The following is a 12,473-nucleotide window of genomic DNA, read 5'->3' as shown; positions in this document are numbered from 1 at the left end:
TGTTGCGACTTGAAAACTTGGTAAGACGGCACAGCACAGCGGCCAGCCCTCTCAGAGCTGGCCGTACAAACAGTCGGGGGCTGGTCGCCCAGGGTTACATCGCAGGCATCGGCTCCGGGAGCCCAGGGGTATCTGGGTTCTGGGTGGGATCTGGCTCGGGCATGCCAGGCAGGTCCGGGTTGGCCGGCGGGTCGCTGATGGGGCCGGTGTCGCTGCGGCCCGGCATCTGCTCGGGCATGGGCGCGGGCGTGTCGGTGGGTTCGGTGGCGGGGGAGGGGGGTCGGTCGTAGGGACCAGTCATAGGAAAACCTCCTGAAAAGAGTTGAGGGTCTTAGTGTCCGGCGGCTTTGCCCTGTGCTGCGTGCCAAACCTGTAAAGGTCTCTTCACGCCGCGTAAGTGAGAGGCCGCCCCGGCACGCGGCACACTGGGGCATGGTGCGCCCTCTGTCTGCCCTGTCTGCGGCCCTGCTGGCTGCCGCGCTGTCTGGTCCTGCTGCGGCCCAGGCCCCCAGCGTGGCCTTCTCGCCCTTTGTCAGTGGCTTAGAGCAGGTCACGGCTATTACGCATGCAGGTGACGGCTCGGGGCGGCTGTACGTGGCGCAGCAGGACGGGCGCATCCGGGTGGTTCAGGGCAGCCAGGTCCAGAGCGGCACCTTTCTGGATTTGCGGGCCCTGACCCGGGCGGGCGGCGAGCGCGGGCTGCTGGGGCTGGCCTTTGACCCTGCCTACAAGACCAACCGGCGTCTGTACGTGCATTACACCGACCGGAACGGCAACACTGTGCTGGCGCGCTACACAGCCGCGGCGGGCGGCACCCGCGCCGACCCCGCCAGTGCCAAGACCCTCTTTACCGCCAAGCAGCCCTACGCCAACCACAACGGCGGCCAGTTGGCTTTCGGGCCAGACGGTTTTCTGTATCTGGGTCTGGGGGACGGCGGCTCGGGCGGTGATCCACAGAACAATGCCCAGAACCTCGCGTCGCCGCTCGGCAAGATTCTGCGCTTTGATGTGCGCGGCGCCGACGCCAAGCCCGCGCCCGGCAATCCCTTTGCAGGCCGCAGCGGCGCCAACGCCAACATCTGGGCATATGGCCTGCGCAACCCGTGGCGCTTTTCCTTTGACCGGCAAACTGGCGACCTGGTGATTGCCGACGTGGGCCAGAACGCCTTTGAGGAAGTGGACCGGCAGCCGCGCGCCAGCAAAGGCGGCGAGAATTACGGCTGGCGCGTGCGCGAGGGCCGGCAGTGCTACGAAGCCAACTGCAAGGCCGGCCCCTACACCGAGCCGGTGCTGGTGTACGGCCGCCAGGAAGGCCAGAGCATCACGGGCGGGTACGTCTACCGGGGCAGCGTAGTCCCGGCGCTCAAGGGTCAGTACGTGTTTGCCGACTTCGCCTCGGGCACGGTCTGGGCGGCGCCCACCACGGGCCAGAGTTGGACTAAGGCCACACTGGGCAAGGTCAGCGGCCCCAGCACCTTCGGTGAAGACGAGCGCGGCGAGATGTACGTCGCCGAATACAGCAGCGGACGGATTCTGAAGCTGACCGCGCGGCCTTAAAAGCGCCGGCATGGGCTGACTGGCGGATGCGCGGTCAGCCCCTGGTCTGATCTTCTGGGCAGGATGCAGCGCGTTCTCGTGATTGGCACCACTGGCAGCGGCAAGACCACCCTGGCGCGCGCCCTGGCTGGGCGGCTGGGGGTACCTCACGGCGAGCATGACGCCTGGAACCATCAGGCGGGGTGGCAGGAAGCCCTGCTGGCCCAGTTTCGTGCGCAGGTGGCCACTTTTACGGCGCAGGACGCCTGGGTCATGGACGGCAACTACGCCAAAGCCCGCGACCTGGGCTGGGCGCGGGCCGACACGCTGGTCTGGTTGGATTATCCGGGGCCCGTGGTGTTCTGGCGGGCGCTGACCCGCACGGCGCGGCGGGTGCTGACCCAGCAGGAACTCTGGAACGGCAACCGCGAGCATCTGCGCGGCGCGGTCAGTGCCGAGGGACCGGTGCGCTGGTTTTTCCGTACCCACTGGCGCCGGCGCCGCGAAACCCCGGCGCTGGTGGCCCAGTTTCCCCACCTGACCCTGGTGCGGCTCAGAACCCCGGCGCAGGCCCAGGCGTGGCTGGCCGCGCAGCGCCCACCTACAGCGGACCTCAGCGTGATTGAGGATCATACCCCTCAACCACGCTGAGGCGAACACAGTGAGTGTCCGTCAGAGACCGTGGCAAAGGTGGAGGGGCGTTAGTGGCCAGTTAATGCAACGGGCAGCCGCTGTCAGCGGGGTGGCCCTGCAAACTCCGCCAGCAGGGGCCGGTGGTCGCTGAAGGTCCAGGGCAGCACCCGGCTGGTGGTGGGGGTCAGGTCGTCGGTCAGCAGGTGGTCAATGCGGACCCGCAGCGCTGGAAAGCTCCAGCCAGGGCCGCGTCCGGCGAGGTCGTGGGCGTCGGGACCGTAGGCCACCCGCAGCCGCCGCCACACCCGGCCACGCGGCGGCGTATTCAGGTCGCCGCCCAGCAACACGCGCCCCTCCGTCTGCGCGGCCAGCGCCTCCAGCCGCGCCACCTGGGCTTCACGGTTGTTGCGCGTGCGCTGCAAATAGGCCCAGTCTCCCGCCAGGGCGTCCACCACCTGTACTGTGCCCAGATGGGCATTGACTACTGTCAGCGGCTGCCCCTGCCAGCGCAGGCGGGTGACCAGGACCTCGCGCCGGTTGCCAGGCAGCGGCAGGCGCTGGGCGGCCAGGATAGGCAGCCGCGTCAAGGTGCTGACCTCGGCGGCGTGTTCGGCGTGGTAGCCGGGCAGTGCCTGTTCCAGGGCTGCCCGAAAGTCAGCTCCGCCAAAATTGCTCTCCTGTAGCAGAATCACGTCGGCGTTCAGGCTCCGCAGCGCCTGGCCCAGCTGCCCTGGACTCACGCGGTCACCGCGCAGCACGTTGTAGGTCACCACGCGCAGGGCCCCGCTCTGCTGAGGCGACCAGTGCAGCAGGCCCGCGCCCCACAGCGCCAGAACCGTGGCCGCCAGAGCCGCCCGGCGGCCTCGTCGGCGCCAGAGTGCCCAGCCGATCACCAGAGGCGCGGGCAGCGCCCAGACCACCGGCGGCGCGTACGCCAGCAGCAGTGTGGGGACCGTCCGTTCTCCCAGAGCTTCCCCCAGCCCCCAGACCAGCACCACCAGAATCAGATACACCCAGGCCAGCATCCGCCGACTCTGGCAGAGTTGCGCGGCGGAGGCATCCAACAAAAGGGACAGCGCGCCGGCTGTCCCTATGATTGCTGACTTGTGCGGCGTGGTCCTGCCTAGCGGTACTGCGCGGCCAGCAGCCTCGCCTCTTCCTGGGCGGCCAGGTGCTGACGCTGCACCTGTGCCACCGCGTCGCTCAGGGCGTCTTTCAGCTCACTCAGGCCGAGGTTTCTCAGGGCACTGACCGGAATCCCCTCTGTGCGCTCGACCTCACGGGTCAGGGCCTCAGGGTCGGCGGCGTCGGCCTTGTTCAGGGCGACCACCGTGGGCAGGTCGCGGAAGCCCAGCTCCTCCAGAATGCGGTTCACGGCGTCCAGCCGGGTGTCGGCGCCGGGGCTGGCGGCGTCCACCACGTGCAGCAGGACGTCGGCGTCGCCAATTTCTTCCAGGGTAGAGCGGAACGCGCGCGTCAGGTCTTTGGGCAGGTCGCGGATAAAGCCCACGGTGTCGGTCAGCACCACCGGCCCAATGCCCTCCAGGTAGCCCTGGCGGCTGGTCGGGCGCAGGGTGGCAAACAGCTTGTTCTCGGCCAGTACCCGGCGGGGTTCTTCGGCCGCGTGGGTAAAGGCGTTCAGCAAGGTGGACTTGCCCGCGTTGGTGTAGCCCACAATCGAAATCACGGGCACGTCGTTGCGGGCACGCTGCTTGCGCCGTTCTTCGCGCCGCTGCGAGACACCTTCCAGCTGCTTTTCCAGAAGGCTCAGGCGGTCGTTGATGCGGCGGCGGTCCAGCTCCAATTTGGTTTCACCGGGGCCGCGCGTGCCAATGGCCCCGCCCCCGGCGCTGCCCCCCCCGCCCCCAATGCGGGAGAGGGCGGCGCCGGCCCCCAGCAGACGCGGCTTCATGTAGCGCAGCTGCGCCAGTTCGACCTGAAGGCGCGACTCCACGCCCTGCGCGTGCAGCGCGAAGATGTCCAGAATCAGCTGCGTGCGGTCAATGATTTTCAGGCCAGTGGCGGCCTCAATCTCGCGCGCCTGGGCGGCCCCCAGCTCCTGCCCGAAAATCAGCAGGTCGGCGTCCAGGTGATACGCCTTGCTGGTCAGCTCTTCGAGCTTCCCGGCCCCGACCAGCGTGCCGGCTTTCAGGTGGCGGCGGTACACCAGTTCCCGGTGCACGACCTCAGCCCCGGCGGTGCGGGCCAGCTCGCTCAGTTCGTCCAGGCGCTCTTCGGCGTCAAATTCGCCCTGGTCAATCTGCACCAGAATGGCGCGCTCCCGGTCTTTCTTGGCCTCACGAGTGCGGGCCGCGCGGGCAATCTCTTCTTCCAGGGCGCTGACCTGGGCGCCCAGGTCAAACTCGTCAATCTGGAACGCGGGCACAGGCGGCAAGATGCGCCAGTCTTCTTCCTCGCCTACCGTACCGGGCGGCGTCAGGTGCGCGGTATGCACCAGGCCCGGTTGGCCTTCTTGCCGCACCTCAATGGCGCTCACCGCGTCCAGGCGCTTCAGGAACAGGGTCGAGAGGTCACTCTTGCTCAGGGCGCCGCCGCGCGGGTGGGTGTGCAGCAGGTGAAAGCCCGCCAGGCGGGTCTCGCCCAGCCGGACCTCGGGAAATTCGGTGGCGCGGGCGTCCGCAACACTCACAGAAATCACGCGGCCCCGGCGGTCAATCAGCACACCGACCTCGCGGCGCAGGTCGTGCGAAAGCTCGGCGAGGTTGCGCGCCAGCTCCGGCGACCCCACGCGGCCCGGCTCGATGCGGCGGCGGTAGAGGTTGCCCAGGGTTTTGAGTTGTGCGGGACGCAGGCCAGAGGTATTGCCATGCACTTTATCTATGGTCGTTCACTTCCTTAAAAGGACGCCCGGCTGCAGGCCGTATGCCGCAGGCAGACAGAGAAGGTGAAGAGGGGCGAGCGGATGCTCAGAGCCCAGAGGGTCGCGCCTGGGCCAACCGCAGGCCAGCCGAACAAGGTTCGCGGGGCCGGGGTCGGCACAGGGGTTCGGCATTGGCCTCATTTTACTGTGAGGGCCGCTGCCAAACGTGTGCGATTACAGGAAAATCTTGATCTTCAGGATCATCGTGCCCTCAGGGTAGGACAGGAGCGGCGGAACCGGCATCCGCTGTGTGGCGTACCGTGCATCACGATGGCTGCCCCCGACCTGCTGCGCGACACCCTGCGAGAAGTGCTGTATGGCCCGGACGGCCTGACTGGCCTGTTCAGTGCACCCGGTGAGCGTGGGCTGCTGCACACTGTCCACACCCTCACTTTTGGCGCGGTGCAGGCCCGGCCTGCCCTGGCCCGGCGGGTGCTGGCGCTGCGGCACCACCTGGAGCTGACCGCCGCGCGCCTGAGTGACCCCCACGCCCTCCTGGAAGACCAGAACGACCCGGCCACCTGGACGCCCACCGACGCGGCCGCCTGGCGCGCCGAACTGGTGGCGCTGGCCCGCGCTGGGCAGGCCCTGTACGACGCGCTGTATCTGCCCCTGCCACCCGAGGCCCTGCGGGAGGCCCACGGCGCGGTGGTGCTGGCGGCGCGGGAAGCGGCAGTGCTGGGCGTCCTGAACGCAGATCACAACGGTGTTTCGTCGCGCTGAAGCAGATTGGCCTACAAGCGCACATTACGAACCGCTGTGGCCGTGGCCCCGAGGGGTGTGTTTCCCCTCCATCCCGCCCAAGGGCGCGGTGACCCTGAACGCAAAACCCCCAGGCGTTGACCTGGGGGCTTGGCTTTGGCGAAGAGGGTGGGATTCGAACCCACGGTAGCCTTGCGACTACTTCGGTTTTCGAGACCGACCCATTCAACCACTCTGGCACCTCTCCGCACGGGAAAGAACGGGCAGAGCGGAGTGTAGCACAGCCTCTGGCGGCGTGCCAGCGACCAGCAAAGGGGCTGAGCTGTGACTTGGGGCCAGAGGCGGGAACGCGCAGGGAATCCCGCCGCGTTTCCCTGGGCGTTCCTGAGCGCGGGCGCACACTCACCCCACGCCAGAGAGATTCAGCACCTCTGAATCCAGGCGAGACGCCCCTGCCCTCTTTCTTCTTTGTCCTTCCAAGGAGTTCATCATGTCGCACCCCGCTTCCCGTGTGCTGCTCGTCACTTCGCTCATGCTGGCTCTGGGGGCCTGTGGTCAGGCGCCCGCACCTGAGCGGCTGGACAGCCAGCGCTTTCCAGAGTGCCCCGTGACCGAAAGCGCTGGTCTGAATGCCCAGCGTGTGCCTGACCCCTGCACACCTGGCGACCCCGGCGAGCCGGGAGATCCGGGGGAACCCACCTCCTCCGACCCGCAGGTGCGGCCCTGGAGCGAGCTGGAAAACCGCGCGGCCCAGTACGGCGTATCGCTGTTGGAAGCCGCCAATCCCTACCTGCAGGCGCCAGCGGCTTTCCGCGCCCAGGTGCTGCCGGACACCCAGGCGCAGATTGACGGGCTGTTTGTGGGCGCGCCCAGCGTTTGGCAGCAGACCCTGCCGCCGCCCAGCGCCGACCCCTACGACCTGTGCTCCAGCGTGCTGGTGGACTATGTCAACGACCCAGCCAGTGGGCATGTCCTGATGGAAGAGCCGCCCACGACCATCTGGCCGGGCGCTCTGATTCAGGGCGAGAGCCTGTACGGCGGTGCCTCGACTATGGCCACCATCAGCGTTCCTACGAACAAGCGGGTGCCCCTGACCATCGAAAGCGACACCCGCTTTACCAGCACGCCCAACGTGACGCCGGATTCGGCCGGGGTGCTGGGCGCCATCGGCAATATGTTCAGCGGCGCGTCGTCGCTGGGGCAGCCCAGCAACGTGTTCCTGAAGGTGCAGGAGGCCTCAAGCCTGCGCGAACTCAGCCACAAGCTCAAGCTGAACCTCAAGTTTCACGGGGTGGGCGTAACCGGCTCTATGGATTCCAGTTCCAGCGTTGAGAAGAGCAGCGTCTACGTGGTCTTCGTGCAGACCCTGGCCAATGTTGGCGTCACCGAGAACGGCACGCCCGCCAACATGCTGTTCAACAACAGCCTGACCACCGGCGACCTCTCGTACCTGCAGTCCATAGGGCAACTGTCCTCCAGCAATCTGCCCACTTACATCAACAAGGTGCAGTACGGCCGCTTAATGGTCCTGCGCTACGACACCCACCGTTCGGCCAGTGCCCTGGCCGCCGCCCTGGAAGTCAAGTACAGCGAGCAGTCGGGCAGCCTGAGCACCGAGCAGAAGGAGCTCGTCAAAAACAGCAGCCTGAACGTGCTGGCCATGGGCGGCCCTTACGCCGCGCAGGTGGCCCTCTTCAGCGGCGACGCCTGGCGCGACTACTTCAAGATGACCGATTTCCCGCTGACCACCCTGAAGCCCATCGGCTTTACCCTCAAGCGCTGGGACAACCGCAACGCCATCTACCAGACCACGTCCAAGTTCCTGAAGCGCACCTGCCGACTGGGGCCCAAGATCGAGCTGCGTGTCAGCAACCGCAAGGGCGACACCGAGGTTTACCTGACCAATTCCAGCGGCAACAACACGACGATTGTGCAGCAGTCTCAGGACGGCTCGGACCAGTACTACGACGTGTCCAACCTGATGGCCAGTGACCTGAACCGGCTGCGCATCCGCAGCACCGTCAATTCCTATGGCTTTTTTGGCACGTCCCGCCGCGATACCCGCGTGGCCCTGCTGGTCAACGGCAGCGAGCGCCTGGTCAGCGAGGACAGCTGCAGCACCTGCCACTCTGGTGACTTGCAGGGGATGACGGTCGTGGGCTCAACCGGCGTGACAGGCCGCTAAAGCAAAAGCGGACGCCATCTCTTCCCCCGCCGTCCTGGCGGGGGTTTTGACGGCCCACGCTCCCTCTTGCACGGCTTGGGGCCGCAGGCGTATGCTGGGAAGGTTGAACACTGCTCTGGGTTCCAGGGTTGCACCAGTCCGTGTTTCGGCAGGCCACCCCCAAAAGAGCGGGTGCGCGATCACCTCAGAGTTCCGTTTCGTCAACCCTTGGCCGCCCCGTCCGCGTGGGCGGCGTTCGCCCTCCCACCCGCATCTGCAAGCATAGGAGTGATTTTCCCTGCCTACCACCCAGCAACTGCTCCGTAAGGGTCGCAAGACGATCCAGAAGAAGAGCAAGGTCCCGGCCCTGAAGGGCAGCCCCTTCCGCCGCGGCGTCTGCACGGTCGTCAAGACCACCACCCCCAAGAAGCCTAACTCGGCGCTGCGCAAGATTGCCCGCGTTCGCCTGAGCAGCGCCTTTGAAGTCACCGCCTACATCCCCGGTGAAGGCCACAACCTGCAGGAGCACAGCGTGGTGCTGATTCGCGGCGGCCGTGTCAAGGACCTCCCCGGTGTGCGCTACCACATCGTGCGCGGCAGCCTGGACACCCAGGGCGTGAAGGACCGCAACAAGAGCCGGTCCAAGTACGGCACCAAGAAGCCCAAGGCCGGCGCTGCCGCTGCGGGCGCGAAGAAGAAGTAAGGCGCCTAGGGCCGCCCTGCCGGCCCAGCCCGCCTTCACCCCAAGGGGTGATGCCAATGAAGCACGTTATTCGCGCCTGAAGTGCGCGCGCTCGCCCGGAACGGTCCGGGCTGAGCCTCAAGGGAGTCAACCATGGCACGTCGCCGCCAAGCCGAAGTGCGTGTTGTTCAGCCGGACCTGGTTTACCAGGACGTGCTGGTCAGCGCGATGATTAACCGCATCATGCGTGATGGCAAGAAGAACCTCGCCAGCCGCATTTTCTACGGAGCCATGAAAGTCGTTCAGGAGCGCACCGGCCAGGAGTCCCTGAAGATCTTCAAGCAGGCTTACGACAATATTAAGCCCCGCGTGGAAGTGCGTAGCCGCCGCGTGGGCGGCAGCACCTACCAGGTGCCCGTCGAGCCCACCGAGCGCCGCAAGCAGAGCCTGACCCTGCGCTGGATGATCAGCGCCGTGGACGGCCGCCCCGAGCGCACCGCCGTCGAGCGTCTGGCCGGCGAAATCATGGACGCCGCGCAGGGCCGTGGCGGCGCCATCAAGAAGAAAGACGACGTGGAGCGCATGGCGGAAGCCAACCGCGCCTACGCGCACTACCGCTGGTAATTCCGATTTTGGGGCAAGGCCCCAAAATCCGAGCGGAGCGAGTGGGAACAGCAAGCAGCTTGTGCGGCGTGAAGCGGCCAGTGGCGCTTTTCCACTGGCCGCGTAACAGAGCACAAGCTGCCCAGGGACAGCCCGGCAGCCCACTCCCCCGGACGGTAGGCGCCCCCTACCGTCCATCTCGCGTGAGGCGAGGAAGCCCGCTGCCCCAACCCCTCAACAGGGTGCCGAACTGACGGTGACGAGACACGTCACCCGACAGAATCAGGGAGTCTTATGACCACCAAAGCCCAGAGCTATCTGACCCACTTCCGGAACATCGGGATTGCCGCGCACATTGATGCCGGCAAGACCACCACCACCGAGCGCATCCTGTATTACACCGGGCGCACCCACAACATCGGCGAAGTGCACGACGGCGCCGCCACCATGGACTGGATGGAGCAGGAGCGCGAGCGCGGTATCACCATCACCGCCGCCGCCACCACCGCTAAGTGGAAGCGTAGCGGCACGGACCAGGAATATGTCGTCAACATCATCGACACCCCTGGTCACGTGGACTTCACCATTGAAGTGGAGCGCTCCATGCGTGTGCTGGACGGCGCTGTGGCCGTGTTCGACTCCAGCCAGGGCGTGGAGCCCCAGTCCGAGACCGTGTGGCGCCAGGCCGACCGTTACGGCGTGCCCCGCATCGCGTTCTCGAACAAGATGGACAAGACCGGCGCCAGCTTTGAACTGGTGCTGAACGACATCCGCGAGCGCCTCGGCGCCATTCCTGCGCCCGTGCAGTACCCGATGGGCGAGGAAAGCGACTTTAAGGGCATCATCGACATCGTGCGTCAGCGCGCCCATACGTACACCAACGACCTGGGCACGGACATCGTCGAGAGCGATATCCCCGAGCAGTTCGCGGGCAAGGTCGCCGAGATGCGCCAGCAGCTGATCGAAGCCGCCGCCGAAGTCGACGAAGACCTGATGATGATGTACCTCGAAGGCGAGGAGCCCAGCGTGGAGCAGCTCGTGGCCGCCATCCGCAAGGGCACAATCGAGAAGCGCATCTTCCCCGTGCTGTGCGGCAGCGCCCTGAAGAACAAGGGTGTGCAGCTGCTGCTGGACGCCGTCATCGACTACCTGCCCAGCCCCCTGGAAGTCCCGGCCATCAAGGGCAAGATTGAGGACAGCGAGGACACCACCGAGTTCCCCGCCGATCCCGAAGGCAAGCTGGCCGCGCTGGCGTTCAAGATCATGGCTGACCCCTACGTGGGCCGCCTGACCTTCGTGCGCATCTACTCGGGCACCCTGCAAAGCGGCAGCTACGTGTACAACGCCAGCAAGGAAAAGCGCGAGCGCGTGGGGCGTCTGCTGAAGATGCACGCCAACAGCCGCGAAGAAGTCACCGAGCTCAAGGCGGGCGAGCTGGGCGCCGTGATCGGCCTCAAGGACGCCGGCACCGGCAACACCCTGATTGGCGACGGCGACGACAAGGTTCTGCTGGAAAGCATCGACGTGCCCGAGCCTGTCATCAAGCTGGCCATTGAGCCCAAGACCAAGGCCGACCAGGAAAAGATGGGCGTGGGCCTGCAGAAGCTGGCCGAAGAAGACCCCACCTTCAAGGTCGAAACCGACCAGGAGTCGGGCCAGACCACGATTGCCGGCATGGGCGAACTTCACCTGGAAATCCTGGTGGACCGCCTGAAGCGCGAGTACAAGGTGGAGGCGAACGTGGGCGCCCCCCAGGTGGCCTTCCGTGAAACCATCACCCGCGCGGTGGACGTTGAAGGTAAGTTCGTGCGTCAGTCCGGCGGCCGTGGTCAGTTCGGTCACGTGAAGATCAAGGCCGAGCCCCTGGAACCCGGCGCCGGCTTCGTGTTCGAAAACGCCATCGTGGGCGGCACCGTGCCCCGTGAATACGTCGGCCCTGCCCAGAAGGGCATCGAAGAAGCCATGCAGTCGGGCCCCATGCTCGGCTTCCCCGTGGTGGACATGAAAGTCACCATTTACGACGGCAGCTACCACGAAGTGGACTCCTCGGAAATGGCGTTCAAGATCGCCGGCAGCATGGCGCTGAAAGAAGCTGTCCAGAAGGGCGCTCCTGCCCTGCTGGAGCCCGTGATGCGCGTTGAAGTTACGGTGCCCGACGACTTCATGGGCGACATCATCGGTGACCTGAACAGCCGCCGTGGTCAGATTCAGGGCATGGAAGCCCGTGGCAACGCGCAGATCGTGAAGGCCTTCGTGCCCCTGAGCGAGATGTTCGGCTACGCCACCGACATGCGCTCCATGACCCAGGGCCGCGCCAGCTACTCCATGTTCTTTGACCACTACAGCCAGGTGCCGAACAACATCGCCCAGCAACTGATGAAGAAGTAAACGCCGCTTAGGCTAGAAAGGAGCGCCTCCTCGGAGGCGCTCTTTTTGATGGCTGTTCCAGCTATGTAGGCAAGGGGGCGCTCAAGCTTGTGTCAGACAGTTGCAGTGTCTGGAGTGGCGGGCGGCTCCTGTTGAGCTCGCGCTACTCTGCTCACATGACTGCCCCTGCTTCTGCTCCCACGCCTGGTCCGGTGCCTAAGCGCCTGAGCTTCCTGACGGTGCCGCTGCTGATTTCGCTGCTGTATGCCGCCTTTTCCCTCCTGACACTGCCTTTTCTCGGCCCGCGGATTCAGGAGATGCTGCCCCAGATTCAGGCGCAACTGGGCCTGCCCACCGAAGTGCTGCCTCCGGCCCTGATCCCCACGGTGCTGTGGCTGTCGTTTGCCCTGACCAGTCTGGAGATTCTGCTGCTGTATTTCACCCGGCGCGCCGTTCTTGAAGGCCGGGCCTGGGGCCGGGTGTCCAGCCTCCTGATCGGCGTGGTCAGTCTGCTGATCTTTCCGCTGGGCACCCTGCTGGGCCTGGTGATGCTGGTGGGCGCCTTTGACCGCGAAGTTGTGGCGTACACCAAGAACTAGACGCTGCGTTCGCACGGGGCGGTCTGACCACTGGGCCAGGCCGCCCCTTGTCAGGCCAGGCCAAATCATGTACCCTAACTCTTCGGTACGCCGTGGAGTCACGGCTCAGCCGGCGGGGGCTGAACGGCCTTGCGACGGCGGCGAGCGGAAACGCGGCGTAGCGTGCCAGCACGGCGGGACACTGCCCTGGCGAGATTCAACCCAATGTGGGCGCACGCGTGCCCCCAGAACCCTGCGGTATGCGCGGGGGGATGCCCGAGCAAAGGGCACTTTTGCGTGCTGTCCACCGCTTGGAGGGAGTAAAGA

Annotated in this window: 11 protein-coding genes and 1 tRNA gene; 8 read left to right on the top strand and 4 right to left on the bottom strand. The window is 66.0% G+C overall.

The window, feature by feature from the left end:
- Nucleotides 1–94 precede the first annotated feature (94 nt).
- Nucleotides 95–301, bottom strand: coding sequence for a hypothetical protein (locus GO986_RS20115; RefSeq protein WP_157461309.1), 207 nt, complete (start codon nt 299–301; stop codon nt 95–97).
- Nucleotides 302–432: 131 nt separating this feature from the next.
- Between GO986_RS20115 and GO986_RS20110 the strand changes: the two genes are divergently transcribed.
- Complete coding sequence (locus tag GO986_RS20110; RefSeq protein ID WP_157461308.1) at nt 433–1,557, top strand: PQQ-dependent sugar dehydrogenase; 1,125 nt, start codon at nt 433–435, stop codon at nt 1,555–1,557.
- Nucleotides 1,558–1,620: 63 nt separating this feature from the next.
- Nucleotides 1,621–2,187, top strand: a complete 567-nt coding sequence (locus GO986_RS20105) for a P-loop NTPase family protein (RefSeq protein WP_157461307.1) — start codon at nt 1,621–1,623, stop codon at nt 2,185–2,187.
- 83 nt (nt 2,188–2,270) lie between these two features.
- On the opposite strand, the gene GO986_RS20100 is transcribed toward GO986_RS20105, so the two are convergent.
- Both GO986_RS20100 and hflX read right to left on the bottom strand, forming a co-directional pair.
- Complete coding sequence (locus GO986_RS20100; RefSeq protein ID WP_157461306.1) at nt 2,271–3,194, bottom strand: endonuclease/exonuclease/phosphatase family protein; 924 nt, start codon at nt 3,192–3,194, stop codon at nt 2,271–2,273.
- A 98-nt stretch (nt 3,195–3,292) separates the two neighbouring features.
- A complete protein-coding gene (hflX, locus tag GO986_RS20095) occupies nt 3,293–5,002 on the bottom strand; it encodes a GTPase HflX (RefSeq protein WP_369409495.1) in 1,710 nt (569 codons plus the stop codon).
- A 318-nt stretch (nt 5,003–5,320) separates the two neighbouring features.
- Between hflX and GO986_RS20090 the strand changes: the two genes are divergently transcribed.
- Entirely contained in the window at nt 5,321–5,773 is a 453-nt protein-coding gene (locus GO986_RS20090) for a hypothetical protein (protein ID WP_157461305.1), read from the top strand.
- A gap of 136 nt (nt 5,774–5,909) precedes the next feature.
- Here the strand turns inward: GO986_RS20090 and GO986_RS20085 are convergent.
- Nucleotides 5,910–5,999, bottom strand: a tRNA-Ser gene (locus tag GO986_RS20085).
- A gap of 243 nt (nt 6,000–6,242) precedes the next feature.
- Here GO986_RS20085 and GO986_RS20080 point away from each other — a divergent pair.
- The 5 genes from GO986_RS20080 (at nt 6,243) to GO986_RS20060 (ending at nt 12,167) form a co-directional block, all read left to right on the top strand.
- Complete coding sequence (locus tag GO986_RS20080; protein WP_157461304.1) at nt 6,243–7,937, top strand: thiol-activated cytolysin family protein; 1,695 nt, start codon at nt 6,243–6,245, stop codon at nt 7,935–7,937.
- 277 nt (nt 7,938–8,214) lie between these two features.
- Nucleotides 8,215–8,619 (top strand): 30S ribosomal protein S12, encoded by a 405-nt coding sequence (gene rpsL / locus GO986_RS20075; RefSeq protein ID WP_055363465.1) that lies wholly within the window; start codon nt 8,215–8,217, stop codon nt 8,617–8,619.
- A 132-nt stretch (nt 8,620–8,751) separates the two neighbouring features.
- Nucleotides 8,752–9,222: a 30S ribosomal protein S7 gene (gene rpsG / locus GO986_RS20070; RefSeq protein ID WP_157461303.1), complete on the top strand. Its 471-nt coding sequence runs from the start codon at nt 8,752–8,754 to the stop codon at nt 9,220–9,222.
- Between the two features lie 273 nt (nt 9,223–9,495).
- A complete protein-coding gene (fusA, locus tag GO986_RS20065; RefSeq protein ID WP_157461302.1) occupies nt 9,496–11,589 on the top strand; it encodes an elongation factor G in 2,094 nt (697 codons plus the stop codon).
- 155 nt (nt 11,590–11,744) lie between these two features.
- On the top strand, nt 11,745–12,167 hold the full coding sequence (locus tag GO986_RS20060; protein WP_157461301.1) for a hypothetical protein: 423 nt from the start codon (nt 11,745–11,747) through the stop codon (nt 12,165–12,167).
- Nucleotides 12,168–12,473 lie beyond the last annotated feature (306 nt).

This window comes from Deinococcus arboris (assembly GCF_009755355.1).
GTDB lineage: Bacteria > Deinococcota > Deinococci > Deinococcales > Deinococcaceae > Deinococcus > Deinococcus betulae.
This window is presented reverse-complemented; position numbering and strand designations above follow the sequence as displayed.

Coding starts and splice junctions, on each gene's coding strand:
- GO986_RS20115 (WP_157461309.1), bottom strand. CDS start 301: ATGACTGGTCCCTACGACCGACCCCCCTCCCCCGCCACCGAACCCACC.
- GO986_RS20110 (WP_157461308.1), top strand. CDS start 433: ATGGTGCGCCCTCTGTCTGCCCTGTCTGCGGCCCTGCTGGCTGCCGCG.
- GO986_RS20105 (WP_157461307.1), top strand. CDS start 1,621: ATGCAGCGCGTTCTCGTGATTGGCACCACTGGCAGCGGCAAGACCACC.
- GO986_RS20100 (WP_157461306.1), bottom strand. CDS start 3,194: ATGCTGGCCTGGGTGTATCTGATTCTGGTGGTGCTGGTCTGGGGGCTG.
- GO986_RS20090 (WP_157461305.1), top strand. CDS start 5,321: ATGGCTGCCCCCGACCTGCTGCGCGACACCCTGCGAGAAGTGCTGTAT.
- GO986_RS20080 (WP_157461304.1), top strand. CDS start 6,243: ATGTCGCACCCCGCTTCCCGTGTGCTGCTCGTCACTTCGCTCATGCTG.
- rpsG (WP_157461303.1), top strand. CDS start 8,752: ATGGCACGTCGCCGCCAAGCCGAAGTGCGTGTTGTTCAGCCGGACCTG.
- fusA (WP_157461302.1), top strand. CDS start 9,496: ATGACCACCAAAGCCCAGAGCTATCTGACCCACTTCCGGAACATCGGG.
- GO986_RS20060 (WP_157461301.1), top strand. CDS start 11,745: ATGACTGCCCCTGCTTCTGCTCCCACGCCTGGTCCGGTGCCTAAGCGC.